The organism is Allobosea sp. RIT-PG3_2 (assembly GCF_057321085.1).
On sequence record NZ_JBXWCA010000007.1, the window covers coordinates 1 to 22,491 of the forward strand.

Annotated in this window: 18 protein-coding genes; 11 read left to right on the top strand and 7 right to left on the bottom strand. The window is 62.5% G+C overall.

Going from position 1 to position 22,491, the window contains the following annotated elements:
- Positions 1-122: 122 nt before the first annotated feature.
- The 4 genes from AC2FAN_RS19350 (at position 123) to AC2FAN_RS19365 (ending at position 5,657) form a co-directional block, all read left to right on the top strand.
- The gene (locus tag AC2FAN_RS19350) at positions 123-1,019 is read left to right on the top strand and encodes a DUF2950 domain-containing protein (protein ID WP_485175943.1); all 897 of its coding nucleotides are present in this window, start codon (positions 123-125) and stop codon (positions 1,017-1,019) included.
- 1,563 nt (positions 1,020-2,582) lie between these two features.
- Positions 2,583-2,945 (top strand): DUF1236 domain-containing protein, encoded by a 363-nt coding sequence (locus tag AC2FAN_RS19355; RefSeq protein WP_485175944.1) that lies wholly within the window; start codon positions 2,583-2,585, stop codon positions 2,943-2,945.
- 252 nt (positions 2,946-3,197) lie between these two features.
- On the top strand, positions 3,198-4,067 hold the full coding sequence (locus AC2FAN_RS19360; protein ID WP_485175945.1) for a hypothetical protein: 870 nt from the start codon (positions 3,198-3,200) through the stop codon (positions 4,065-4,067).
- Positions 4,068-5,291: 1,224 nt separating this feature from the next.
- A complete protein-coding gene (locus tag AC2FAN_RS19365) occupies positions 5,292-5,657 on the top strand; it encodes an ATP dependent DNA ligase (RefSeq protein ID WP_476807825.1) in 366 nt (121 codons plus the stop codon).
- A gap of 1,090 nt (positions 5,658-6,747) precedes the next feature.
- Here AC2FAN_RS19365 and AC2FAN_RS19370 read toward each other — a convergent pair.
- A complete protein-coding gene (locus AC2FAN_RS19370) occupies positions 6,748-7,014 on the bottom strand; it encodes a hypothetical protein (protein ID WP_476807824.1) in 267 nt (88 codons plus the stop codon).
- 173 nt (positions 7,015-7,187) lie between these two features.
- On the opposite strand from AC2FAN_RS19370, the gene AC2FAN_RS19375 reads away from it, so the two are divergent.
- The gene (locus AC2FAN_RS19375; protein ID WP_485175946.1) at positions 7,188-7,547 is read left to right on the top strand and encodes a hypothetical protein; all 360 of its coding nucleotides are present in this window, start codon (positions 7,188-7,190) and stop codon (positions 7,545-7,547) included.
- Between the two features lie 313 nt (positions 7,548-7,860).
- Here the strand turns inward: AC2FAN_RS19375 and AC2FAN_RS19380 are convergent, their stop codons facing one another.
- Both AC2FAN_RS19380 and AC2FAN_RS19385 read right to left on the bottom strand, forming a co-directional pair.
- Entirely contained in the window at positions 7,861-8,082 is a 222-nt protein-coding gene (locus AC2FAN_RS19380) for a hypothetical protein (protein ID WP_476808145.1), read from the bottom strand.
- 105 nt (positions 8,083-8,187) lie between these two features.
- The gene (locus tag AC2FAN_RS19385) at positions 8,188-8,643 is read right to left on the bottom strand and encodes a Ros/MucR family transcriptional regulator (RefSeq protein WP_485175947.1); all 456 of its coding nucleotides are present in this window, start codon (positions 8,641-8,643) and stop codon (positions 8,188-8,190) included.
- A gap of 204 nt (positions 8,644-8,847) precedes the next feature.
- Here AC2FAN_RS19385 and AC2FAN_RS19390 point away from each other — a divergent pair, with 204 nt between their 5' ends.
- Positions 8,848-9,027 (top strand): hypothetical protein, encoded by a 180-nt coding sequence (locus tag AC2FAN_RS19390; protein WP_476807855.1) that lies wholly within the window; start codon positions 8,848-8,850, stop codon positions 9,025-9,027.
- Positions 9,028-9,421: 394 nt separating this feature from the next.
- Here AC2FAN_RS19390 and AC2FAN_RS19395 read toward each other — a convergent pair whose 3' ends face one another.
- The 4 genes from AC2FAN_RS19395 to AC2FAN_RS19410 form a co-directional block, all read right to left on the bottom strand.
- Positions 9,422-9,640, bottom strand: coding sequence for a hypothetical protein (locus AC2FAN_RS19395; protein ID WP_476807854.1), 219 nt, complete (start codon positions 9,638-9,640; stop codon positions 9,422-9,424).
- A 1,741-nt stretch (positions 9,641-11,381) separates the two neighbouring features.
- Positions 11,382-12,638 carry a glucarate dehydratase family protein gene (locus AC2FAN_RS19400; protein WP_485175948.1) on the bottom strand — a complete coding sequence of 419 codons (1,257 nt, stop codon included), beginning with the start codon at positions 12,636-12,638 and terminating at the stop codon, positions 11,382-11,384.
- 55 nt (positions 12,639-12,693) lie between these two features.
- Positions 12,694-13,530, bottom strand: coding sequence for an NAD-dependent epimerase/dehydratase family protein (locus AC2FAN_RS19405; RefSeq protein ID WP_265055391.1), 837 nt, complete (start codon positions 13,528-13,530; stop codon positions 12,694-12,696).
- Between the two features lie 93 nt (positions 13,531-13,623).
- The gene (locus AC2FAN_RS19410; RefSeq protein ID WP_476807660.1) at positions 13,624-15,339 is read right to left on the bottom strand and encodes an IclR family transcriptional regulator domain-containing protein; all 1,716 of its coding nucleotides are present in this window, start codon (positions 15,337-15,339) and stop codon (positions 13,624-13,626) included.
- A gap of 308 nt (positions 15,340-15,647) precedes the next feature.
- Between AC2FAN_RS19410 and AC2FAN_RS19415 the strand changes: the two genes are divergently transcribed.
- The 5 genes from AC2FAN_RS19415 to AC2FAN_RS19435 all read left to right on the top strand — a co-directional run bounded on the left by AC2FAN_RS19415 (position 15,648) and on the right by AC2FAN_RS19435 (position 22,477).
- The gene (locus AC2FAN_RS19415; protein ID WP_485176097.1) at positions 15,648-16,514 is read left to right on the top strand and encodes an aldose epimerase family protein; all 867 of its coding nucleotides are present in this window, start codon (positions 15,648-15,650) and stop codon (positions 16,512-16,514) included.
- A gap of 100 nt (positions 16,515-16,614) precedes the next feature.
- On the top strand, positions 16,615-18,573 hold the full coding sequence (locus AC2FAN_RS19420; protein WP_265055394.1) for an ABC transporter substrate-binding protein: 1,959 nt from the start codon (positions 16,615-16,617) through the stop codon (positions 18,571-18,573).
- A gap of 62 nt (positions 18,574-18,635) precedes the next feature.
- Positions 18,636-19,622: an ABC transporter permease gene (locus tag AC2FAN_RS19425; protein ID WP_265055395.1), complete on the top strand. Its 987-nt coding sequence runs from the start codon at positions 18,636-18,638 to the stop codon at positions 19,620-19,622.
- A 3-nt stretch (positions 19,623-19,625) separates the two neighbouring features.
- On the top strand, positions 19,626-20,753 hold the full coding sequence (locus AC2FAN_RS19430) for an ABC transporter permease (RefSeq protein ID WP_265055396.1): 1,128 nt from the start codon (positions 19,626-19,628) through the stop codon (positions 20,751-20,753).
- On the top strand, positions 20,750-22,477 hold the full coding sequence (locus AC2FAN_RS19435; RefSeq protein ID WP_476807662.1) for an ABC transporter ATP-binding protein: 1,728 nt from the start codon (positions 20,750-20,752) through the stop codon (positions 22,475-22,477). The genes AC2FAN_RS19430 and AC2FAN_RS19435 overlap by 4 nt, the downstream gene beginning before the upstream one ends.
- The last annotated feature ends 14 nt before the right edge of the window (positions 22,478-22,491 follow it).

The following is a 22,491-nucleotide window of genomic DNA, read 5'->3' on the forward strand; positions in this document are numbered from 1 at the left end:
CGTCCAGCCGCGGCCATATCAGCATGCCGGCAGGCCGCGGCGGTGGCGGTCATATCGGCGGTGGTGGCGGCCGCGGGGGCGGCGGCGGTCGCGGCGGACGGCGCTGATTGGGGGACATGATCATGGCACATCACGCTTGGATTTCAGTTCGGGTCTCGCTCACTGTCCTGATGATGGCGGGCCCTGCCGCAGCCCAGCAGAGCTTCCCGTCACCCGATGCGGCGTCCAGTGCACTGATCGAGGCGGCGCGGGCGCGCGAGCCCGCGCCCGGCGTCCTTGATCGCATTTTCGGGTTGGGGGCCCGCGACGTGCTGAGCACCGGCGACGCCACTCTGGACCGCGAGAGACTCGAGCGCTTCAACGAAGCTGCGGCGGAAGCCGTCACGCTGACGCCGCGCGGCGACGCGACGCGGATCCTGACGATCGGCAAACGCAAGTTCGAGTTCCCGATTCCGATCGTCCGGCGCGGCGAGGCCTGGATGTTCGATATCGCAGCCGGGCGGGACGAAATCCTCAACCGCACGATTGGCGCGAATGAACTGCGCGCCATCGAGGCCTGCCAAGCCTATATCGGCGCCCAGCGCGAGTATTTCCGCATGGACCATGATGGCGATCAGGTGCACGAATATGCCCAGAACCTCATCTCGACACCTGGCACGCAGGACGGGTTGTACTGGCCAAGAACCGGGCAGGCTGATGTCAGCCCGCTCGAGGGTGCCTTGAGCGAGGCGCTGCTTAATCAGGAGAACCGGGCGTATGGCGGTTACCTTTTTCGCATCCTGAAGGCACAAGGACCCTGGGCGCCCGGCGGCGCGCATTCCTACGTCATCAACGGCAACATGATCTCTGGCTTCGGCCTCGCGGCCTGGCCGGCCGCGTGGGGCAAGACCGGCGTCATGACCTTCATCTGCGGGCATAATGGCGTCGTCCTGCAGAAGAATCTCGGCTCGAAGACCAGCGCCTTGGCGGACCGCCTCCTCCGCTACGACCCCGACAGTAGCTGGGCGCCAGTCGAATAGAAGGGGCGCCCCTGCTCCGGCGCCTCGGTGTGCCAGAGGAGGGCGAAATCGCCCTTTCACGGCCGCAGACCGTTCCCGAGAAGACCGTTGCCGGCCGGGGAACAAGGGAAACAGGATGACGAGGAATCACCTCTATGAGGGGGCGACGACACCTACTGACGCAAAACTTGCTCTTTTAAATGTCGACAGTGTGGGGTTGAAGCTCTCGAGGGTGTTGGAGTTCCGCAGCCGCATGACCGGTCGACTGACTTTACGGATGCGTCCCCCCCGGGACGTATGGCGCGGATCAGGCCGTCCCCGAAAATGCAGTGCCTTCGACGGCAACTGCGGGGGCCACTTCGGACGACCCATCTGACGCAAGCGATCTATAGATTGACCACGGAGAGAACCCTGAACCGGCGTGTGCGCGGCCTTCATCAACCGACTTGACCGGCGCGAGCCAGGGCAGCTTTCATCGGCGTGAATGCGCTAAGAGCAGGCTATCATCTATCGCTACGCGAAAGGTGATGTGGCCGATGCAATGGGAAAAGATCAATTTCCGCGCGGCTTGCGGAGCACTGCTCGCCAGATAAAACTCAGAATCCACTTCCCCGTCAGCATCGCCTCGCCGAGGGCCATTCGGAAGAGGTGGCTCGGCGCATCGACGTAAAAAGTTCCTCTCGAGGCCATGATGGGCAGACTTGCCGCGAGAATTACAAGCGCAGCGCTGCCTCGGTAAGACGACCTTCCCGCAGATGAGAAGGTCGGGCCGCGACCCTCTTGGTCTTGGCTGTTCGGCAAAGCCCCTGCGGGATTCCGTTCGTCCATGGCAGACTGTAGGAGACTGCCGTCCGCAAGACACAACCGCGCAAAGTGGGTAGCTCCGACGAGCAGCAGACCCCACCTTTCAACTTCGGCATCGGAAGCCTGACGGGGCTCGGCATTCGAACGGGGGCACATTTAGCGGCGCGGCCCACGTCAATTGGGCCCAGGGTTTCAATCCAAGGGTCAGGCGCACGACTGTTAACGTGAACTGCCCGCTTCCTTCTGGCCGCGGGCTTTTTTTTGTCTCAGATCAATGCGCGGGTGATGCAACTGCCTATATTTTCGGGCGCACCCCACAGCGGAGGAAGGAGCCATGCCATTCTCGTCGCTGAACGACCCCGTCGACCTTGCTCGGGCGCAGGCAGTTTTGAAGGCCGTATGGGACGAAGTCAGGTCGAGCACTCCTGATGCGTTTGAGCAGCGGCAACGGACGCGGTTAGCCTATATCGTGGCTGCGCTTGTGGCCGTCGCGGAAGACGAGGAAGACTTGAGGCGAAAAGTCCTCGTTCTGTACAGGCAATCGGCCGTATGAACCCGGAAGAGAAGTGGAACTATGCACCAGGCGAGCCGGCAATGTCCGATCGGCGCGTAGGACAGGGAAATCAGTAGCGGCCGTTCGCCTGCGCACGACGACGGACATCGGCTCGGAGCTCCAAAGGGACCGGGCCTCTTGCTTCCGCCGCTAGCAAAGATGCATCGCCGGTCATGGCCAGATTTTGCTTTTTTTAAGTTAGGAACTGAGATGAGGCGCCCACGTTGATGGCCCGTCGCACCAAGGTGCGTAAATCGGAGGAACCATCATTGAAACACACGATTCTTGGAATGGTCGCGGCCTCTGCGCTTATCGCCAGCTCGGCCGCCTTTGCCCAGACCAGCACTCAGATCACGATCGGTCAACCCGAGCAGACCCGGATCAAAGAGTACGTGGTCAAGGAGAATGTGAAGCCCGTCATGGTCAAGGAGAAGGTCACGGTCGGCGCGACCCTTCCGGCCGATGTCGAGCTTCGTGCGGCCCCTACCGATTGGGGACCGGACGTCAGCAAATATCGCTACGTTTACACCGACAACCATGTCGTGCTGGTCGAGCCGTCGAGCCGGCGCATCGTTCATATCGTCGAGTGATCGAGATCTTCCGGAGCCGGGTTTCAAACCCGGCTTCAGTCTATCCCCGCCATCGCTGGGACCGCATTTTGCCTGCACCTCAGCAGCGGCGGGGTGTTGTCGGGTTTCCAGGTATAATGATTTCCGGAATTCAAATCAGTCTTTCGGAATAACTTCATAGGAGGCACTAATGAACGGCGTGATTTATATTGTCGGTCTTATTGTTGTAGTACTCGTTGTCCTGTCGTTCCTCGGTCTTCGATAGGAATCGCCATGTCCATATCTGGAACTGACGTTGTCGTTGCCCCTGTGAGCGTCAACAAGGAGAACCGCTCCTATGTGCAGTGGGGGCCGATCCTCGGTGGCGCGGTCATCGCCACCGCCATCTCGACCATCATGACGGTCTTCGGCTCGGCGATCGGGCTGTCGATGGTCTCCGCCGATTTCGAGAGGAGTTCCAGCGCCACCGCACTGGCGATTGCGGGCGGCTTGTGGGCGCTTTTGGTCATGGCCTCAGCCACGATGGCCGGCGGGTATCTCGCAGGCCGCATGCGCCACCCCAGCTTCGATGCCAATGGCGAGGAGTGTAAGGTGCGCGATGCCACCCATGGCCTGCTCGTCTGGGCAACCGGCGCGCTTCTGATCTCCGTGGTCGCAACCTCCTCGCTCTTCGGCGCAGCGAAGACGGCGGCCAGGGGCGTCGGCAACGCCAGCTCAGGCGTGGCATCGCTGGTTTCGCAGAATGTCGACCCGCTCGCCATGGCGCTCGACAACGTCATGCGTTCGAACGGCCAGCAGCCGCCGACGGCGCAGGAACGCGACGAAGCCAGCCGAATACTCGTCAACGCACTCGCGAACGGCAAGATCGAGCAGGGCGACCGGGGTTATCTCGTATCGCGACTGGCTGCGCGCGCCGGCATCGGCGAGCAGGATGCGCAGAAGCGCATCGACGATACCTATGCGAGGCTCTCGCAGGCCAAGGAAACCGCCAAGCAGGCAGCGGAGCGTGCGCGCAGGATTGCTGTTTTGACCGCGTTCCTCACAGCGGCTGCGCTGCTGCTGGGGGCGGCGGCCGCTTCCTGGGCCGCGACGCTCGGGGGCGAGCATCGCGACGACAGCCTTCGGATCGACCCCGCTGTCTGACTGACGCGCAGGAGCGCTCGCCTCTCAAACATACCGCTCCCGTCTGCTTGCACGGGAGCGGCCAAAACACGCGTTCTTATAGCCGGTGGTTGGCGCGCCAAAATTCGACATGAAGAACAAGCTGAATCAGTAAGCGCTCCTCTGTGTGCCTTCCAAGGCGCCAGTTAGCTCTTGGATAGGCTCCAACCCGGCGTCATAGTCAGCCCGCGATTTGATCCTTGCTTCCATGGGCAGTAATCCCGGCGGACGCTATTTAGTTTCGACTTGCTTCCACGCTTTCCGCTACTCTTCAAGACGCTCCTCCGACCATTGCGCTCGATCCCGTGGCCATAGATCTCTGATCCGCTCTTTGGCGGCCGGCGCTTCGCGGCTGAGCTTGACGGAAGCACTCAACCGCTTGGCCAATAATTCAGCCGCTTTGAGCGTTTCGAACAGATCGGGCGACTGTCCGTAAGTGGCGCCCGGCACATCCCGCGCAAGAACAGCTCTTGGCGCGACTTGTTCCTTTCGGTGCTGATTTGAACGATTTCGTAGATCCGCGGGGGACCCTCGCTGGCTCTCCTTAGCTGGTGGCGCCCTTTTTGTTTCGAGACTGTCTCCGCCCGCTGGCTTTTTGCCGCGGGCTTTCTCGTTTGGATCAAATCTTGCAACCGGGGCCGGGATTGCCTCAGGTTCGGTCGCGGCGGAGGAAGCAGCCATACCCTTCTCATCGATGAACGACCCCGTTGATCTGGCTCGGGCGCAGGCGGCTTTGGAGACGGCGTGGAACGAAATCAGGCCTACAGTTGCCGCTGAGGATGCTGCGAAGGAGCGGGCGAAGCTCGCCTATATCGTGGCGGGCCTGGTTGCCGTTGTGGAAGACAGGAAGAATCTGCGGAAACGCGTCGTTGAGCGATACCAACAAACATCACTCGCTTAGAGATCGGTTTGGCGCTCTCCAGAAGGCGCTTGGCGGGCGAGGCGGCAAGCGCTCGGCAGCGAGCGCGATGCTCTATGCCTTCGACCTGCTTTATCTCAACGGCCACGACCTCCGTTCACTCAGCCTCGATGAGCGCCGGGCGATGTGGGAGGATGGTCTCGTCTCCCAGCCGCACGGCTCGATCCGGCTCAGCCAGGAGATCAACACGGAGGGCGCTCCGTTTCTCAAGCTCGCCTGCGAGCTGGGCCTTGAGGCATCATGGCCAAACGCCGATCGGCCCCTTATCGATCAGGACGGGGCGGCGAATGGCTCAAGATCAAGTGCGTCCAGTCTCCATCATCGGATACGAACCCTCGACCGCGGCACTCGGCGGGATTGGCCGGCTGCTGCTGGCCGCTCGCAAAGCCGGCAAGCTGGTCTATGTCGGCAGCGTCGGCACCGGCTTCAGCCACACCAGCGCGACGGCAGTGCGCAAGCAGATGGACGAACTCGTTATCCTGAAGCCGGCGATCAGCCGAAGTGGGCGTCGCCAGGCCTATCGCTGGTTAAAGCCGGCGCTGGTGGCGGAAGTCGAGTTCCGTGCGTGGACCGACGACCTCAAGCTTCGACACGCGTCGTTCAAGGGCCTGCGCGAGGATGCCGATGTCGCTGAGGTCTTCGAGCTGACCTAAATCCTGATGCGGCCTGCCCACGTCCTCAGCCTGGCTCGGCCTATTTTTGCGGAGGTACCGGTCCTTCAGCCAGCGTGTCTTCGCCAAAACCGCACGATGGCGCGTCGTCGATTTCGCATCTGCCGATCACGAGCAGGGCGCCGTCAGGGCCGCGCACGGAGTAATGCTGCTCACCATTACAGTTCGGCAAAAGCTGGATCATCTCGAAAGGGCCAGGCGGAGCGCACCGGCAAAGTTGCGCTGGAGATCGACAAAATCCCCCAGTTGATACTCCGCCCCGATCACGATTTTTCGCGCTGTGGCCTCAGACTTAGTCGGACGCACTTCGGCCCGGCGCCGGTTCAGGGAGGGCCATCGCCACGCATCGTGGCGAGCGAATCCTCGTAGACCTTCACGGCGTCGGCGATTGCCGCCATCTCGTTCCCTTGCCGCCGTTGGTGAAGCCCATGAGTTCCTGCGCGCGATCGAGGGCGGCGCGCAGTTCCTCTTCGTTGCGGATCATCAATCGGCTCATGGGTGCTTAAGGGGCTCAGTAGCGCTTCGTTCCCAGCCCCTGCACCCGGTATAACCGTCGCGCCGATGGTGACGCCTTATCTACATTTTGTAGACGGCGACGTTTGCCCGGCCTAACCTCGATTTGCCGAGACTCGGCAGGAACGCCACCGCTGCACAGCCTCCCAGCCAAGCCTCAGCGGTGGCGTTTTGCTGTGTGCCTCCCGCCGCATGGGAGCCACCGCCAAGCGCCTTTAGAACATGATCGGCATCATTGAGCCGACCGCGCAATTGCAGCGCAATCCGCGCGCTGCATTGGTGTTAGAGCGCGTTGCGTCCGCTGCTTGTTGCTTTGCGCCAAAAGGTTGCTTGCCCCTGCTCCGGGGGGATTTATCGACGCGCGCTGCCTCGCCCCATAGCCTGTGCTGTGCTCAGGTTATGATTGCGAAGCGGGCCGGGGGCGGTTGGCAACCTTGTTATTCCTTGTCAGACGCGATGCAGTCTTCTCTCGCACCGCTCCGCCCCGCTGCCTGCTCCGCACACTCCCTTACCCATGGAGTGCTCCGTTGCCCCGACCGCTCCCTTCACACGAGAGGGGTCACAGGACCGATCCCGGCTCTTTCGGCCAGTCCTTATGCGCCTGCGCCACGATCTCATCCGCGATACTCCGCGCATGGCGAAGCGCCTGTGCGGCTATGACCTCGATGACAAGGGGCCAATCCTCCTGGCGAGCGCCCGAGGCCACGACTTGCCCGATCAAAACCTCAAGCGTCATCGCGATTTCAAGCGTGGTTTTGCCCAGGTGCGGCAGCGCCGCTTGGGCGCGTTCTAGGGCGCGCTCGTGTTCGATTTCTTCCGGGGTCATTGGGCCGCCTCCTCTACCGGAGTGATTAGCCAGAGCATCTCGTTTACACCGAGAGTGTCAGATCCGGGATTCGCGCAACGGATGTTATGGAACATGCCGAGGGCGCAGACTTGGCTTTTGTGCCGCACTCATTCAATGGTTGCGTGATTCATCATTGAATGATCGGAGCCGCAATGCCGAGTTTCGACCAGATCCCCGAAATGATCGACAGCCGCGCCGTGCGCAATCTGGTCGAGGCCCAGGCGGTTCGGGGGGCGACCGTGATCGGCCGACCGGGCGGCTGGGCCGTGCTGGTGCGCTATGGTGCGCTTGAGCGGGCGGTCGCCTCGACGCGCCGGCAGTTGCGGATCTGGCGCCACCTCAACAGCGCCGCCGCCTTCGTCCAGCAGGAACTCGGCCTTGCCCGCTTCGATGTCGATGCCAGCGGCCACGACCCGGCGGGTGGCTACCGTCGACCCGATCAGGCCGAGCGCCTGAAGCACCAGCGCGAGGTGGCCGAGCGTGCGCTCTGGTTTTGGGCTTCCTCCGGGTGACTTACCCAGCCTGTGGCACCGCTGATCAATATGTCGGAAGTGGTTGATTTATATGGCGCTCCCTAGGGGAAGGGGCGTTTCGACGCGAAACTACCGAAAAATACGGTCCTGAGAGCGGGTCGTCACGGGGGTATGCATGCCAAAATGTATGACAAAAGTCATGCGGTCTTTTGGTGCTGACGCCGCTGCTCGCGAAGACGCCAGAAAAATTTCTGGACGCCCGATCCCGGACCTAAGTATCGGTAATCCCGCCTCCAGAAATCCTACTCGGTAGAAAATGCCTGACCGCGACCAACCCGCCCCGCAGCAACACCTAAATCCACTGCTTAATCGTATCCGGCCCGATCTGATGCATATCGATCTCTGAATCGCTGAGCCGGCGCTGCAGCTTCAGCACCGGCTGAGGCAAGAGGATGCTGCTAACAGCAAGCGCAGTCATCGCCTCTTCCTCTGATGCGGCGGCGACGAAGAACTCTTGGCGATCAGTCGACGTCGAGGACGTGACTTCAATCTGGTAGGCTTTGATGAGGCTCATTGCGGTTCCGGTCCTGATTGACCGGTCGCCTTAGCACACACCAAGCAGCCGTCCACTCCAGACGGAGAGCCGCGGCGGGCACATCTAGCGCCCGCCGCGCACAAATCACGCTGAGACCTTAGCCCGGTTACGCTTCGCAGCGGCTGGCGCCGCAATAGTCTTCCGACGCTGCTGACCCAGGCCCATGGATTTAGCCAGCTTCGAGCGAGCTTCTGCATAAGCAGGAGCGACCATCGGGTAGTCGTTTGGAAGGCCCCATTTCGCGCGATAAGCCTCCGGCGACATGTCGTAGGCGGTCCGGAGATGCCGCTTCAGCGATTTGAACTTCTTCCCGTCCTCGAGGCAGATCAGCCAATCGGCCGTGATCGACTTCTTGATCGAAACGGCCGGGACAGCCTTTTCTTCGGGACCCGGCGCGGTAGCTTGGCCAAGTCCTGTGAGCGCTGCATGCGTGCTGGCGATAAGCGCGGGCAGCTCAGATGTCGGCACGCTGTTGTGCGACACAAATGCCGAAACGATACCGGCAACCAACTCGACCACTTCCAGATTATTTTCTGACATTTCTTTTTCTCTCTTTGCGAATGAGAACGATGGCAAATCACTTCAGTGATTCTGAGGATTACGACAAGGTATTTTTATGGCAGTAGACATCGAAAAAATTAGCGTCATTTTAGAAATTTCAGGCATAATTTCGAAAATCAGTTAAAGAAGCAAAGCGCGACTTCTTATCGCATTTTCGAGCAGCTTGAAGACCGCGCCAGCCAAATGGAAAAAGGCATAGGCGCTTCCTTCAATGCGCTCGGCAAGCGCGTGGCCGGGTTGTTCGCGGGCCTCGCTGTTGGCTTTGCGCTGAACGATATCCGCAAGGTCGCGGATGACTACACCAAGACCATCAACACGCTGAAGGTTTCAGGGATCAACGACACGGCCAGTGTCTTCGATTAGCTATTCGCGAGCGCACAGCGCAACGCCTCGCCGCTAGATGCCTTGGCCACCCTGTACGGTCGCGTTTCGGCGGCCCAGACCACGCTAAAGGCCAGCAGAACCGACGTCATGCAGGTCACAGACATCGTGGCCCAGTCGCCCCGTGTCGGGGGTACTCCAGCTTCCGACGCGCAGGGCGACTTCTGAAGCTTAGTCTAGGTCGAGACCGGCCAGGAGTCCAACGGCGATATCACTGTCATGATTAGCGTGCAGGCCAAGATTGCGGACGACATGCTGCGAGGCCGTGGGCCGACTAGCGCGGCCCAGCAAGCGATCCAGACGAATAAGCGGTTCGCTAGCGCGAACCCTCCGACGACTGCGGATGTACCAGCGGGCCGGGTTAGTAGCCGCGACTTCAGGCTTTGGGCGCCCGCCCGCGGCAAGCGCGAACGTAATCGCGTTGAATAGCCCGCCGTTCGTCGCGAGACATTTGGCTGTTTCGTCCTTGCTTGTGCACGCGGCGGGCTTCATCCTTGCACTCCTCGCGTGATTTCTCGCTGCCACGCTGCTGCTGCGCGTGCGAAAACGTTGGGGTAAGAAAGATGAGTGTTGTCAGAACCAGCAAGGCGCGCATGCGTCGTCCTCCTAAATGGAAGATGACGCAGCGGAAGAAGCGGCGCAAGGGGCGCATGAATGCCGCCTGACGAAAACCGGCCCGTGATACCGGATGTACGTACACGGGCCGGTTCTTATTTGCCGTCAAAGGGTGCCTTCACTAGCCGCAAGGGGTTGGTTGATCTTGGCCGAGGGCTAATACGTTTGCAGATGCACCGATACGGAATGTTGCGCATCCTCGTCTTTCAGATCGACGATGTTGTGCCGGATAGCAGTAATGATGCCTCCAGCCTCGATCTTGCGTCAAAACTGCTTGTCGGTTGTGATGTTAACGTGATCCCCTACCTTGAATAGCTTGGGATCACCCCCAAGCATGAAATGCATCAGCCGGTTGCTCGCGTTATCCACGAAATAGATATTCATTTGACCTCCGCTTGCCGCGAGGTCACTCGACACCGGCGGCGCGGTCAAGGGGATACGCGCCGATCAGAGCAACTCAGTATCGCTCTGATCTTCGACGCCGTCGGCTGCTGGTGTCGGACCAAGCTTCCCGGATTTGCCAAACGTGTGACCCGTCACAGGCGGGGCATCTGAGCAACGTCCTGCGGGCGATCGACGTTAGCAAAACGCGCTCTCGTGTCCGCCGGTGGGGACCGGCAGACCGGTCCTAGGGCAGCGGATCGCGAGTTCGTGCTTAAGAATGCTGTCCGCCGGCGCGGCTATTGGCTCGACAAAGCCATCGGCAAAATAAAGCCGGCCAAAAGCAGCGCCACCAGAGCGGTGCGCGTCCACACGCTGAAAACACGATCGCCGATTAGCATTGGCACGACTCCCTGCTACCCGCGAAGCGAACCTAACCTTACGTCATCGCCAGGCGCAAACAGCGGATGAGACCTGTTCACATCTTAGAGATGGGCGACCGCGGATGTACGGGCGCGATCCGAGCTACTTAAACTTGCTGCCGGGTCGGTTCTTGAGCCTCTTCGCAACGTCCTTGATGTTAGCGACTACCAGACCTGCGGGCATTTTAGGAGCGGTAGCCTTAGCGACAGTTCCCTTTGCCCGTGGGCGCTTCCCCTTCGGCGTTGCAGCCACATGGGGTGTCTCTTCCTCACTCATCGCAGCCCCCCGATTTTCCGCAGCGTCACCCACCGCCCCGGGTGAGGTCAAGAGGCGGGCTACCAGCCACACTCGTCCCTACCCCCTTCAACGCTGCGTCAATGCCGTCAAGCAAGAAGTAGGCTTCACTTGAAGATGCGCGTTTCCCCGCGTACGTAGAAGTCTTTCTGCCCAATAAGAGAGCTTGCCAACGGGACGGCGGTTTTACCCCTAAACGGTCCATAGGCTTTTCTGTTTTCAGATGCGCTCCATACTGCGTTATGTGGATTAGCGTCCCCACCCGATGACCTGAGACCCTGATTCCCCTCCAGATTTGAGTAGAGTCCGTCGCTCATGGAGACGGGCGATGCGCCCCCTCACGGTTCACGGAAGAGCAGATCATCGGGATGCTGAAGGAGCAGGAGGCCGGAGCGAAGACGGTGTCCGCCTGCTTAGATCAAATCCATAATAATTTCAACATAATTCCTCGATTGTCCGGTTTTTCTCTAATATATCGACGATTATTACTTCATAATTCAGCAAGATAGTTTGGAAAATCTGTGTCAGCTCACAGCCGGATCGCTCGTAGTAAGGGGCGAGCCGGTATTTAGTTGTGAGCCTCTTGCGGGCTTCCGCGCCCGCGGGAGCCCGGTGAGTCAGCTTCAGAAGCGCGGGCGCGCCGAATTGAAGTCCGGCTGGTATTTGCGCATTTCCTTGGTGTCGTCGCGCACGCGGATGCCGCAAGCGAGATATTGCTGGTTCAGGCGCCTCAGCGCCGCGCGGTCCAGCCGCACGCCGAGCCCTGGTCCATCTGGCGGCGCAACCGAGCCGCTCTCGATCCGGAGCTTGCCGCCCTCAATCACCTCCTCGACCTGCCACGGATAGTGTGTGTCGCAAGCATAGGCGAGGTTCGGGATCGTCGCTCCGACATGGGTCATCGCCGCTAGGCTGATGCCCATATGGGAATTCGAGTGCATCGAGATCCCGAAGCCGAAGACACGGGCGAGATGGGCGAGATGCTGGGTGGCGCGCAGGCCGCCCCAATAATGGTGGTCGGACAGAACGACCTGAACGGCATTCAGGCGAACCGTTTCCGGAATATGCCCGAAGGCGATCGTGACCATGTTGGTGGCTAGAGGCATCGGCGCGAATGTCGCGATCTGCCCCATTTCGGCGAGCGTCCGGGCGGGGTCCTCGAGATATTCGAGCAGCCCCTCCAGTTGCGGCATGACGCGCCGAGTCGTCTCGACCGACCAGCCGCCATTGGGATCTATCCGCAACGGATGATCCGGGAACGCCTTGCGCAGGTGCCGGAGCGTCTCGATCTCGAAATCCGGCTCGAACACGCCACCCTTGAGCTTGATCGAACCGAAGCCGAACTCCGTCACCATCCGGCGCGCTTGCTCGACCATCTGCTCGTGGTTGAGCGCCTCGCCCCAATCATCGGCCGTATAGCCGGGATCGTCCTTATGCCCAGCGAACTTGTAGAAGAGGTAGGCGCTGTAGGGCACCCGGTCACGCAGCTTGCCGCCCAGGATTTCGTAGAGCGGGCGACCTGTCAGCTGGCCCTGTAGATCGAGTAAGGGGACTTCGAAGGCCGCGAGCGCCGAGGCACGGGCTTTGTCGCCGGCAGGCGCGAAGCTCTGGCCGGGATCGGGATCGCCGCCGACCGCCGCATAGACGACCCGCGTCAGCCCGTTCAGGTCGAATGGATCGAGCCCGATCAAGCCAGGCGTCACCTTGCCGAGATTGGCCAGGGTTTCGAGATCGCCATAGCTTTCGCCGAGCCCGACATGGCCATCGCCCGCTTCCACTTCGATGATGCTGCGCAGGGCCCAGGGCTCGTGCACGCCGGAAACATTCAGAAGCGGCGGATCGCGGAAGGCGATCGGGGTGACCCGGACATCGGTGATGCGCATCGGCGGCCTCGTGACGGTCAGGAGGGGAAAAGTCGGTCGCACAGGGGGCCGCACCTCAGGCAGGTGGCGGAACCGGTGCGCCGGCATATTCGATGGAGCAGAAACCGCCGCCCTGGAAAAAGAGCGCCGGCGGCTCATGCGTCAGCTGGGCCTCTCCCGCCATCGCTTCCTCGGTATAGTCCTCGGCATGGTCCTGGGGGCGGTAGCCCAGGCCGTGAGCGACGGCATTGTCGTACCAGCCGCCGGCATTGTCCGAAACGCCATAGACGATGGTGTTGTGGATGTCGGGATGCTCCAGCCCGATCAGGCAGAGCTGGGCGAGATCGCGCCCGCTGACCCAGATTTTGAGCGTGCGGGCATTGCCGGGGATGTCGGCGGCATTGCCGATCCGCACATGCATGCTGCGAATGCCATATTTGTCGGCATAGAGGGCGCCCACTGACTCGCCCCAGCATTTGCTCAGCCCATAACGACCGTCGGGGCGTGGCAGGACCGTCTCGTCGATGCGCTGCGTGCGGGGATAGAAGCCGACGGCGTGGTTGCTGGAGCCGAAGACGACGCGGCGCACGCCCTGACGCCGTGCAGCCTCATAGACATTCCAGGTGCCGACGACATTGGTCTGCAAGATGTCCTCGAACGGCGCTTCGCGCACGACACCCGCCATGTGGATCACCCCGGCCATACCCTCCATGGCCCGTTCGACGGCGGCGATGTCGCCAATATCGGCAAGCACGGCGTCTTCGTTCGCAGCCAGCTCAGCCGGCGCCACGGCATCGAGAATGCGGATGCGCTCGAAGCGGGCGCCCAGTTCCCGGCGCAGTTTCCGCCCGATATTGCCGGCCCCGCCCGTGATCAGCAGGTTGCGAAGGGCGGTCGGCGGTTGTTCTTCCATGCGTCGTCTCCCGGCTTTTATCGTTGAGCGAGATGATAGACTTGAGCGTGATGAGAGACCTGAGCTTGGCGATAGACTTGGCGGCTCCCCGGCTCAGCGCAGCAAGGCCGCGCGAAGGCGGCCGTCGAGGGCGAAGACATTGCCGGAGGTCGGAGACTCGGCAATCTGCTGCGGAGTCAAACCGATGCGGCCACTGGTGACATAGAGCAGGTCGCCATCGCGGCCGCCGAATGTCAGCCCTGTCGGGCGCGGCACGGGCAAGGACAGAAGCCGCGTGTCGGAGCCGTCGCGCCGCAGCCGCGCCAGACTCCAGCCATCCCACAACGCGACCCACAGATGATCCGGCTTTTCCAGAGCCAGCGCCATGGGGCGCCCGTGCAGGGCATCGACGCGCGCGACCAGCTCCGGGCTCCCGGGCTCGTTGCCCGGTCCGATGCGGAAACGGACGATGTCACCGGCATCCCGGAGGGCGGCGTAGAGATGACGCCCGGAGGAATCGATCAGGATGTCGGTGGGAGCAGACGGCAGTTCGGCCTCCAGCACGGCCTCACCGTCGATGAGACGGTACAGCCCCGGACGGATCTGGGGAGCCGATGTTTCCCCGACGCCGAGCCAGATCTGCCCATCGCGCCCGTGGCAGGCGCAGGTGATGCCGGCGAGCACCTCCGGCGACAGCTCGGGGCTCAACGGCGTCAAGCGCGCATCCCGGTCGACGGTCATGGCGCCCTTTTCCGTCGCGACGAACCAGCGCCCCTCGCCCATCGACGTCAGGGCCATCGCCGGCGAGGTAAACCGGGCCATCACCTCCGACCGGGGCGGAGCCGTGGGCTCCTCGTCGCGCGAACGCATGATGGCGGGCGCGAGCGCGTCCAGCCAGAGCAAGGAGCTGGTCTCGGCATCCCAACTCGGCGACTTCCCAAGGAACGAGCGGGCGCTGGAGGCGAGCGGCATCTCCCCGCCATCGGGCCGGCCACGCGGACGCGTGCCGCCGCGCCGCCCCACGGCCTCGCCAAGCCGCCGGGCTGCGGTTGCAACCTCGGGTCCGAGCTGATGAGCGCGCTCCAGCGTCATCCTGTAACAGGGCCCCGATACCGTGAAGGCTCCGATCGGGACGTCGCCATCGCCGGGCACGGCTGCGCTGACGCAGCGCACCCCCTCCATGAACTCCTCGTCGTCGATGGCATAGCCTCGCAACCGGAAGACATTGAGCTGCGAGCGTAGCTGGGTCGGGTCGGTGATCGTGCGGTCCGTGACGCGCTCGAAGCTCATGCGGCCGATCAGGGCCTCGCGCTGGGCCGGCGCCAATGCTGCCAGATGAGCCTTGCCCATTCCCGAGCAGTAGAATGGCCGCAGGCTGCCCAGAGGCGCGCCCGTGCTGACTGCATACAGGCTCACGATCTTCTGCAGGATGATCATGCTGGCGCCACCGGGCGCGGCGAAATAGACGGTTTCCCCGCTAAGTTCGTGCAGCCAGCGGATCTCCGTCATGGCGAGCATCGGCAGATCCGGGATCGGCCAAACGGCCTGGGCGTATTCTAGAAACTTGAAGCCGGGGAAATAGCCCTGCCCGGCAGCATCGACGCGAACCAGGCCGCGCTGCTGCAAGGTATTGATGATGCGGTAGGCCGTGCTGCGCGGCAGGCCCAATTCATCGGCCAGGCTTTGTGCCCGGTGCTCGCCGGGCGAGGCGGCGATCAGGTCGATCAGGTTCAGCGCCTTGCCGACCAGTCGCGTGCCGCGAACCTCGTCGCGCGGCCCCTCATCGTCGGGCCCGGCATCCTTCTCGAGGCTGGCGACACGATTGCGCATGAAAGGAAGCCGGGCCTGTCCAAGCGAGATGAAGCGGCGAAGGCCGCAACTTACGCAGGCGCCCGGCAGCTCGCAACGATGAATTACTACGATGTAAGAAATATTGATGCTGCAACTGCGAGATAAGGCATGGTTTCATACATAGTAAGAACGGCCGTTGACAGAGCCCGACACCGCTCCTAGCCTTTCACTCAAGATCGGGGACATCCCGGCTCATGGGACGAAACGTGACTATGGCGGACGCGACGACGGCACAGCTTCGTTCTGCGCAGGCCTCGCCGTCTGTCCATGTTCTCTCGGCCGGGCCGATGAGAGCGACAGTGAGGCCTCGGGATGGGGGCCGGATCGCCTCGTTCTGGCGCAGGGAGCCCAGCGGCCATCGCACCGACCTGCTAGTGCCGATGCCCGAAGCCGCGTTCGACCCTGCCATCTGGCCAAAGGCCGGCAGCTATCCGCTCGTCCCCTATTCCAACCGCATCCGTGATGCCACGTTCCGCTTCGGCGAAACCCGGGTCGAACTGGCGCCGCACCCGGCCGCGGCTCCGCACGCGCTGCACGGCTTCTGCCAGATGCGACCCTGGACCGTGAGCCGGCAGGCCGCAGCTCAGATCGAGATGCGCTACCGCCACGATCCGCAAAGTGATCCCAATGGCTGGCCCTGGGCGTTCGAGGTGGTGCAATTGATCACGCTTGGTCCTTCAGGCCTGACGCATGAGATCGGCGTTGAAAGCCGCGCGGACTCGGCCATGCCAATGGGACTGGGTGTTCATCCCTATTTCGCGGTCTCGAAGGGCGACAGAATCCGGTTCACCGCGGACGCCTTGTGGCAGGCCGATGCCGACGGGTGCGGGAAGCAGCTTCACCGGCTTGCGGGCAGCGCCCGCCAATACGACTCGGGTCATGGCGACAGGGACGTCACGACCTACTACGCCGGCTGGGATGGCAATGCCTGGATTCAACGGCATGACGGCACTGAGATTGTGATCCAGGCCAGCGCCCCTCTTGACCATCTCGTATTACATGTCCCGGCTGGCGGGCGTTATCTGTGCCTTGAGCCCGTGAGCCATGTCGCGGACGCCTTTAATCTCGCGGCAGCCGGACAGCCGGAGACCGGGATGCGCGTGCTGAACCCCGGCGAAGTCCTTCGGGCCACGGTGCGGATCGGAGTGGCTTGATGTGAACAAGACGGGCGGTCGCACCAGCCGCCGCCCGACAGCTTTCGACCCTGAACGACAAGGCCAAAGGGCCGGCAACACCTCAGTGAGGGAGGATAGCATGAGCAAGGACACCCAACGAGGAGCGTATCGGCGCCGCGGGCTCGACCGCCGCGACATGCTGAAGGGGCTTGCCGGCGCAACCGCGCTTTCGGCCCTGCCCCATGCGGCTTTCGCGCAGGCCGCCAAGGAAGCGCCGGCTCTCGCCAAACTGGCGGCGGACGGCAAGCTGCCGCCGCTGGCCGAGCGCATCTCGGCCAATCCTCTGGTCATCACGGTCGAGAAGGTCGGCCGCTATGGCGGCTCGCTCAGGCGCGGCCTGCGCGGCTCCTCCGACCATAACGGCATCCTGAGGATGGTCGGCAATCAGGGCCTGGTGCGCTGGAACCTCGCCTTCACCGAAGTCCTGCCCAATGTCGCCGACAAATGGGAGGTGAACCCGGATTCGACCGAATTCACCTTCTACCTGCGCAAGGGCATGAAATGGTCCGACGGCAAGGCGTTCACGGCCGATGATGTCGTCTTTTCCATCGAGGATTGTGCCAAGAACACCGAACTCTACAAATCCGCTCCTTCGGCGATCGTCATCGACAACAAGTCCTGCACGGCAAGCAAGGTGGACGAGACGACAGTCAAGTTCACCTTCGCCAGCCCCTATGCACTGTTCCTGGAGCAGATGGCGACGCCGCTCGGGCAATATCCGACGCTCTTCGCCAAGCATTACTGCAGCCAGTTCCACCCCAAATACAATTCCGGCATCGCGGATCTAGTCAAGGCGGCGAACCTCTCCGACTGGGGCACGCTGTTCCGAAACAAATGCGGCGATATCGAAATTCCCTCGCGCTGGGGCAATGTCGACAAGCCAACACTCGACCCCTGGGTGGTCAAGGAGGCCTATACCGGCGGCGCGACCCGCGTCGTGATGGAGCGCAATCCCTATTTCTGGCAGGTCGATACCGCGGGCAACCAGCTGCCCTATATCGATCGGCTCACCTTCAACATCTCGCAGGACGTGGAGTCGCTGATGCTCGACGCGATTTCCGGACGTCTCGACATTCAGGAGCGTCATCTCGACACGCTGCAGAACAAGCCGACGCTGTCGCAGAACATGCAGAAGGGCGGCTACCGCCTGATCGAGCTGATCAGCTCCTCGTCCCAGCAGGTTCAGATTTACTTGAACATGACCCACAAGGACGCGAAGGTCAGGGAGATGTTCGCCAACAAGGAATTCCGCAAGGCGCTCTCGCTCGGCATGAACCGCAAGGAGATCATCGACCTCGTCTATCTCGGCCAGTCGCAGCCGCACCAGACCGGGCCGCGCCCCGGGCACCCCTGGTATCATGCGGGCCTGTCGGAGCAGTTCACCGATCATGACCCGGCCCAGGCTAATGCCATCCTAGACAAGCTCGGCTATGCCAAGAAGGACGGCAGCGGCATCAGGCTGCGGCCGGACGGACAAAAGGTCTTCTTCGCGATCGACGTGATCCCGACCCTGTATCCCGACGAGGTCGACGCGCTCGAACTGGTGAAGCGCCACTGGGCCGAGATCGGCGTCGACATCAAGGTCAATACGATCGAGCGCGCGCTCTACTACACGCGGGGTGACAACAACGACCATGACGCGGCGGTTTGGCCGGGGCCCGGCGGGCTCGACCCCATGCTCGATCCGCGCGACTACTTCGCCCAGCATACGCAGGGCTCGCGCTACGCCATTCCCTGGGCGCAATGGTATGTTTCGGGCGGCAAGGACGGCCAGGAACCGCCGGAGAGCCAGAAGCAGCGGATGAAGCTGTTCGATCAGGCCCGCGCCACGGCCGATCTGCAGAAGCGCGCCGCTCTGATGAAGCAAGTTTTCGACCTTACGGCCGAGGCATTCGAGACCGTCGGCATCTGCCTTGCGGTCAACGCCTTCGGCATCTGCAAGAACAACCTGCAGAACGTGCCGGCGCGATACCCCAACGCCTGGACCTGGCCCAATCCCGGCCCGGCCCTGCCACAGCAGTTCTTCTTCGCGACATGAGCGACCGGAGCCCGGCTACGCTTCGAGCGTAACCGGGCTCCCTCACCGAAACAGGCTGTGCCATGCTCCGCTTCATCGCAAAGCGCCTCCTCTGGATGGTGCCTTCTCTGGTCGTCGTCAGCTTTCTGGCGTTCGTGCTGATCCAGCTGCCTCCGGGCGACTACGTCACGACCTATATCGCGACGCTCGCAGCCTCGAACGAAGTCGTCGATCAAAACACCGCGGCTGATCTGCGCGCCCGGTTCGGGCTCGATCAGCCCATGATCATCCAGTACTTCAAATGGATCACCAACATCGTCCTCAGGGGCGATTTTGGCCTGAGCTTCGAGTGGCAGCAGCCGGTCGGAGACCTGATCTGGGAACGGATGGCGCTGACGCTGGTGCTGACCTTCTCGACGCTGCTCGCCACCTGGGGCATCGCGCTACCGATCGGCATTTTCTCGGCGGTCAAGAAATACTCGATCGGCGACTACATCATCACCTTCTTCAGCTTCCTAGGCCTCGCTGTTCCCAGCTTCCTGCTCGCACTCGTGCTTATGTATGTCGCGGCCGTCGAATTCGGGCAGGAGGTCGGCGGGCTGTTCTCCGAACAGTACCTGACGGCGCCGTGGAGCATCGGCAAGGTCATCGACCTACTCCACCATCTCTGGATCCCCGTCATCATCCTGGCCGTCTCCGGCACCGCCAGCCTGATCCGCGTCATGCGCGCCAACATGCTGGACGAACTGCACAAGCCTTATGTGACGACGGCGCGCGCCAAGGGCCTCTCGGAATTCCACCTGCTGGTGAAATACCCGGTTCGCCTCGCCCTCAACCCGTTCATCTCGACGATTTCCTGGCTGCTGCCGAACCTGGTCTCCGGTTCGATCATCGTCGCCATCGTGCTGAGCCTGCCGACCGCAGGGCCGCTCCTGCTCCAGTCACTGATGAGCCAGGACATGTATCTGGCCGGCGCCTTTGTGCTGCTGATCTGCGCGCTGACCCTGATCGGCTCGCTCATCAGCGACATTCTACTCGCCCTCGTCGACCCCCGCATCAGGCTGGAATAGGCCATGACCGACAGCGCTCTTTCGTCCATCGACATCAAGCGACTGGCCGTCGCGTCGCAATGGCAACTCGTCTGGTGGGCATTCAAGCGTCACCATCTCGCCATGGCCGGACTGGTCGTCACGGTGTTCCTCTACATCATCGCCATCGCGCCGGGCTTCTTCGCCATCAACGATCCCTCGCAACAGAACGCGCGGGCCGCCTTTCATCCGCCGCAGACGATCCATTTCATCGACCGGGGCGCGGATGGGGGCTGGTCGTTGCGTCCCTTCATCCATCCGAACGTATTCAAGCGCGACCCGCAAACGCTCTCGGCGGTCTATAGCGAGGACAAGACTCGCAGGAGCTATGTCAGGTTCTTCGGCGAAGGTTACGAATACAAACTCTTCGGCCTGTTCAGCACGACAACCCACCTGATCGCCTCGGAGAACAAGACCCAGCCGATCTTCCTGCTCGGGGCCGACCGCCTCGGCCGCTGCGTTTTCAGCCGCATCATGCAGGGTGCCCAGATCTCCCTGTCGGTGGGCCTGGTCGGCGTCCTGCTCTCCCTTACGATCGGCATCCTGCTCGGCGGTATCTCCGGCTATTTCGGCGGTCGGATCGACTTCGCGGTGCAACGCGTCATCGAATTCGTGCTGTCGCTGCCGAGCATCCCGATCTGGCTCGCTCTGTCGGCCGCCTTGCCCCAGGATTGGCCGGCGACACTGAATTACTTCATGATCACGCTGATCCTGTCGCTCACGGGCTGGGCGCAGCTTGCCCGGGTCGTGCGAGGCCGCTTCCTGAGCTTGCGCACCGAGGAGTTCGTCACCGCGGCCCGCCTCGACGGCGCCTCGGAGGGGCGGGTCATCTTTCGCCACATGCTGCCCAGCTTCGCCAGTCACATCATCGCGTCGATCTCCCTGGCGATCCCCGCGATGATTCTGGCCGAAACCTCGCTGAGCTTTCTCGGCCTGGGACTGCAGCCGCCGACCATTTCCTGGGGCGTGCTGCTGCGCGAGGCCCAGAACATCCGCTCCATCGCGACCGCGCCCTGGCTGTTTGCTCCCGGCGTCGCCGTGGTGATCGCCGTGATCGCCCTCAACTTCCTGGGAGACGGACTGCGCGACGCAGCCGATCCGTACAACAAATGAGCGTCATCGATCTCGCCACAGGCCCTGAGACGCGCGCTGCCGCGCTAGCCCCGACAATCCTCGAAGTCACCGGCCTCGTGACGCATTTCCCGATACGCAACGGTGTCGTCCGGGCCGTCGACGGCGTCTCCTTCACCCTCCAGCGCGGCAAGACGCTCTGCATCGTCGGCGAAAGCGGCTCGGGCAAGAGCGTGACAGCGCGCTCGATCCTGCAGATCGTCGATGCGCCCGGGCGCATCGTCTCCGGTGCGATGGTCCTGCATCGCCCCAATGGCAGCTCGGTCGATCTGGCGAAGCTCAACCCGCGGGGGCGCGAGATCCGTGCCGTTCGCGGCCGCGAGATCGCGATGATCTTCCAGGAGCCGATGTCGTCGCTGTCGCCGGTCCATACCGTCGGCGACCAGATCATGGAGGTGCTGCAGCTCCACCTGAACATGGGCAAGAAAGAGGCCCGCGCGCGCTGCGTCGAGCTCCTGACGCAGGTCGAAATCCCCAAACCCGAAGCCGCCGTCGACCGCTATACGTTCGAGTTTTCAGGCGGCATGCGCCAGCGTGTAATGATCGCGATGGCGCTTGCCTGCAAACCCTCCCTGCTCATCGCCGACGAGCCGACGACCGCGTTGGACGTCACCACGCAGGCCGAGATCCTCGATCTGATCAGGAGGCTGCAACGGCAGCACGGCATGGCTGTGATGTTCATTACCCACGATATGGGCGTGGTCGCGGAGATCGCAGATGAGGTGCTGGTGATGCACCACGGCAAGGTGATGGAGAGCGGCCCGGTCGACGCCATATTCCACGCGCCGCAGGACGACTACACCCGGATGCTGATCGGCTCCGTGCTAAAGCTCGAACAGAAGGCCGAGATCAGACTGAGGCGCGCGCCGCTTGCGCAAGAGGTTCCGCCCGTCCTGCAGGTCCGCAATCTGGAAATGCATTTCGGCTCGCCCAAGGCCCCGCTCAAGGCCGTCGACGACGTCTCGCTGGAGGTCAGACCTGGGGAGACGCTCGGCATCGTCGGCGAGTCCGGTTCGGGTAAGACCACGATGGGGCGCTGCCTACTGCGCGTCTACGAGCCCAATGCCGGAGCGATCGACTATCGACGCGCCGACGGCGAGGTCGTCGACCTGCTCAAGGCTGACAAGGAGACGCTGAAGGCCTGCAGGCGCGAGATCCGCATGATCTTCCAGGATCCGGTCGGGTCGCTCAACCCGCGCATGACAGTGGCCCAGATCATCGGCGAGCCCCTACTCGTCAACAAGATCGCCTCCGGCAAAGAGCTCGACGACCGGGTCGCTGAACTGTTGCGCCAGGTCGGCCTGGAGCCCTCCTGGCGGGAGCGCTATCCGCATGCCTTCTCCGGCGGCCAGCGCCAGCGCATCGGCATCGCGCGTGCCATCTCCCTTAACCCACGCGTCATCGTCGCCGATGAGGCGACCTCGGCGCTCGACGTCTCGCTGCGCTCGCAGATGCTCGACCTGATGATGAACCTGCAGGACAAGCTCGGCTTGTCCTACGTATTCATCAGCCACGACATCGGCGTCATCCGCTACATGTGCGACCGCGTGGCTGTGATGTACCGCGGCAAGGTGGTCGAGACCGGTGCGGCCGAGCAAGTCTGCAATGCGCCCACGCACGCCTATACCCAGGCCTTGCTCTCCGCCATTCCGCGACCCGACCCACGGGCCCGCAGCATCCATCGCCGCCACCGCTACGCCGGTTAACGAGCCTACGGATC

What these genes read in the sequence shown, in the direction of transcription:
- AC2FAN_RS19350 (WP_485175943.1), top strand. Translation starts at nt 123, where the DNA reads ATGGCACATCACGCTTGGATTTCAGTTCGGGTCTCGCTCACTGTCCTG.
- AC2FAN_RS19355 (WP_485175944.1), top strand. Translation starts at nt 2,583, where the DNA reads ATGGCCCGTCGCACCAAGGTGCGTAAATCGGAGGAACCATCATTGAAA.
- AC2FAN_RS19360 (WP_485175945.1), top strand. Translation starts at nt 3,198, where the DNA reads ATGTCCATATCTGGAACTGACGTTGTCGTTGCCCCTGTGAGCGTCAAC.
- AC2FAN_RS19365 (WP_476807825.1), top strand. Translation starts at nt 5,292, where the DNA reads ATGGCTCAAGATCAAGTGCGTCCAGTCTCCATCATCGGATACGAACCC.
- AC2FAN_RS19370 (WP_476807824.1), bottom strand. Translation starts at nt 7,014, where the DNA reads ATGACCCCGGAAGAAATCGAACACGAGCGCGCCCTAGAACGCGCCCAA.
- AC2FAN_RS19375 (WP_485175946.1), top strand. Translation starts at nt 7,188, where the DNA reads ATGCCGAGTTTCGACCAGATCCCCGAAATGATCGACAGCCGCGCCGTG.
- AC2FAN_RS19380 (WP_476808145.1), bottom strand. Translation starts at nt 8,082, where the DNA reads ATGAGCCTCATCAAAGCCTACCAGATTGAAGTCACGTCCTCGACGTCG.
- AC2FAN_RS19385 (WP_485175947.1), bottom strand. Translation starts at nt 8,643, where the DNA reads ATGTCAGAAAATAATCTGGAAGTGGTCGAGTTGGTTGCCGGTATCGTT.
- AC2FAN_RS19390 (WP_476807855.1), top strand. Translation starts at nt 8,848, where the DNA reads ATGGAAAAAGGCATAGGCGCTTCCTTCAATGCGCTCGGCAAGCGCGTG.
- AC2FAN_RS19395 (WP_476807854.1), bottom strand. Translation starts at nt 9,640, where the DNA reads ATGCGCGCCTTGCTGGTTCTGACAACACTCATCTTTCTTACCCCAACG.
- AC2FAN_RS19400 (WP_485175948.1), bottom strand. Translation starts at nt 12,638, where the DNA reads ATGCGCATCACCGATGTCCGGGTCACCCCGATCGCCTTCCGCGATCCG.
- AC2FAN_RS19405 (WP_265055391.1), bottom strand. Translation starts at nt 13,530, where the DNA reads ATGGAAGAACAACCGCCGACCGCCCTTCGCAACCTGCTGATCACGGGC.
- AC2FAN_RS19410 (WP_476807660.1), bottom strand. Translation starts at nt 15,339, where the DNA reads ATGCGCAATCGTGTCGCCAGCCTCGAGAAGGATGCCGGGCCCGACGAT.
- AC2FAN_RS19415 (WP_485176097.1), top strand. Translation starts at nt 15,648, where the DNA reads ATGAGAGCGACAGTGAGGCCTCGGGATGGGGGCCGGATCGCCTCGTTC.
- AC2FAN_RS19420 (WP_265055394.1), top strand. Translation starts at nt 16,615, where the DNA reads ATGAGCAAGGACACCCAACGAGGAGCGTATCGGCGCCGCGGGCTCGAC.
- AC2FAN_RS19425 (WP_265055395.1), top strand. Translation starts at nt 18,636, where the DNA reads ATGCTCCGCTTCATCGCAAAGCGCCTCCTCTGGATGGTGCCTTCTCTG.
- AC2FAN_RS19430 (WP_265055396.1), top strand. Translation starts at nt 19,626, where the DNA reads ATGACCGACAGCGCTCTTTCGTCCATCGACATCAAGCGACTGGCCGTC.
- AC2FAN_RS19435 (WP_476807662.1), top strand. Translation starts at nt 20,750, where the DNA reads ATGAGCGTCATCGATCTCGCCACAGGCCCTGAGACGCGCGCTGCCGCG.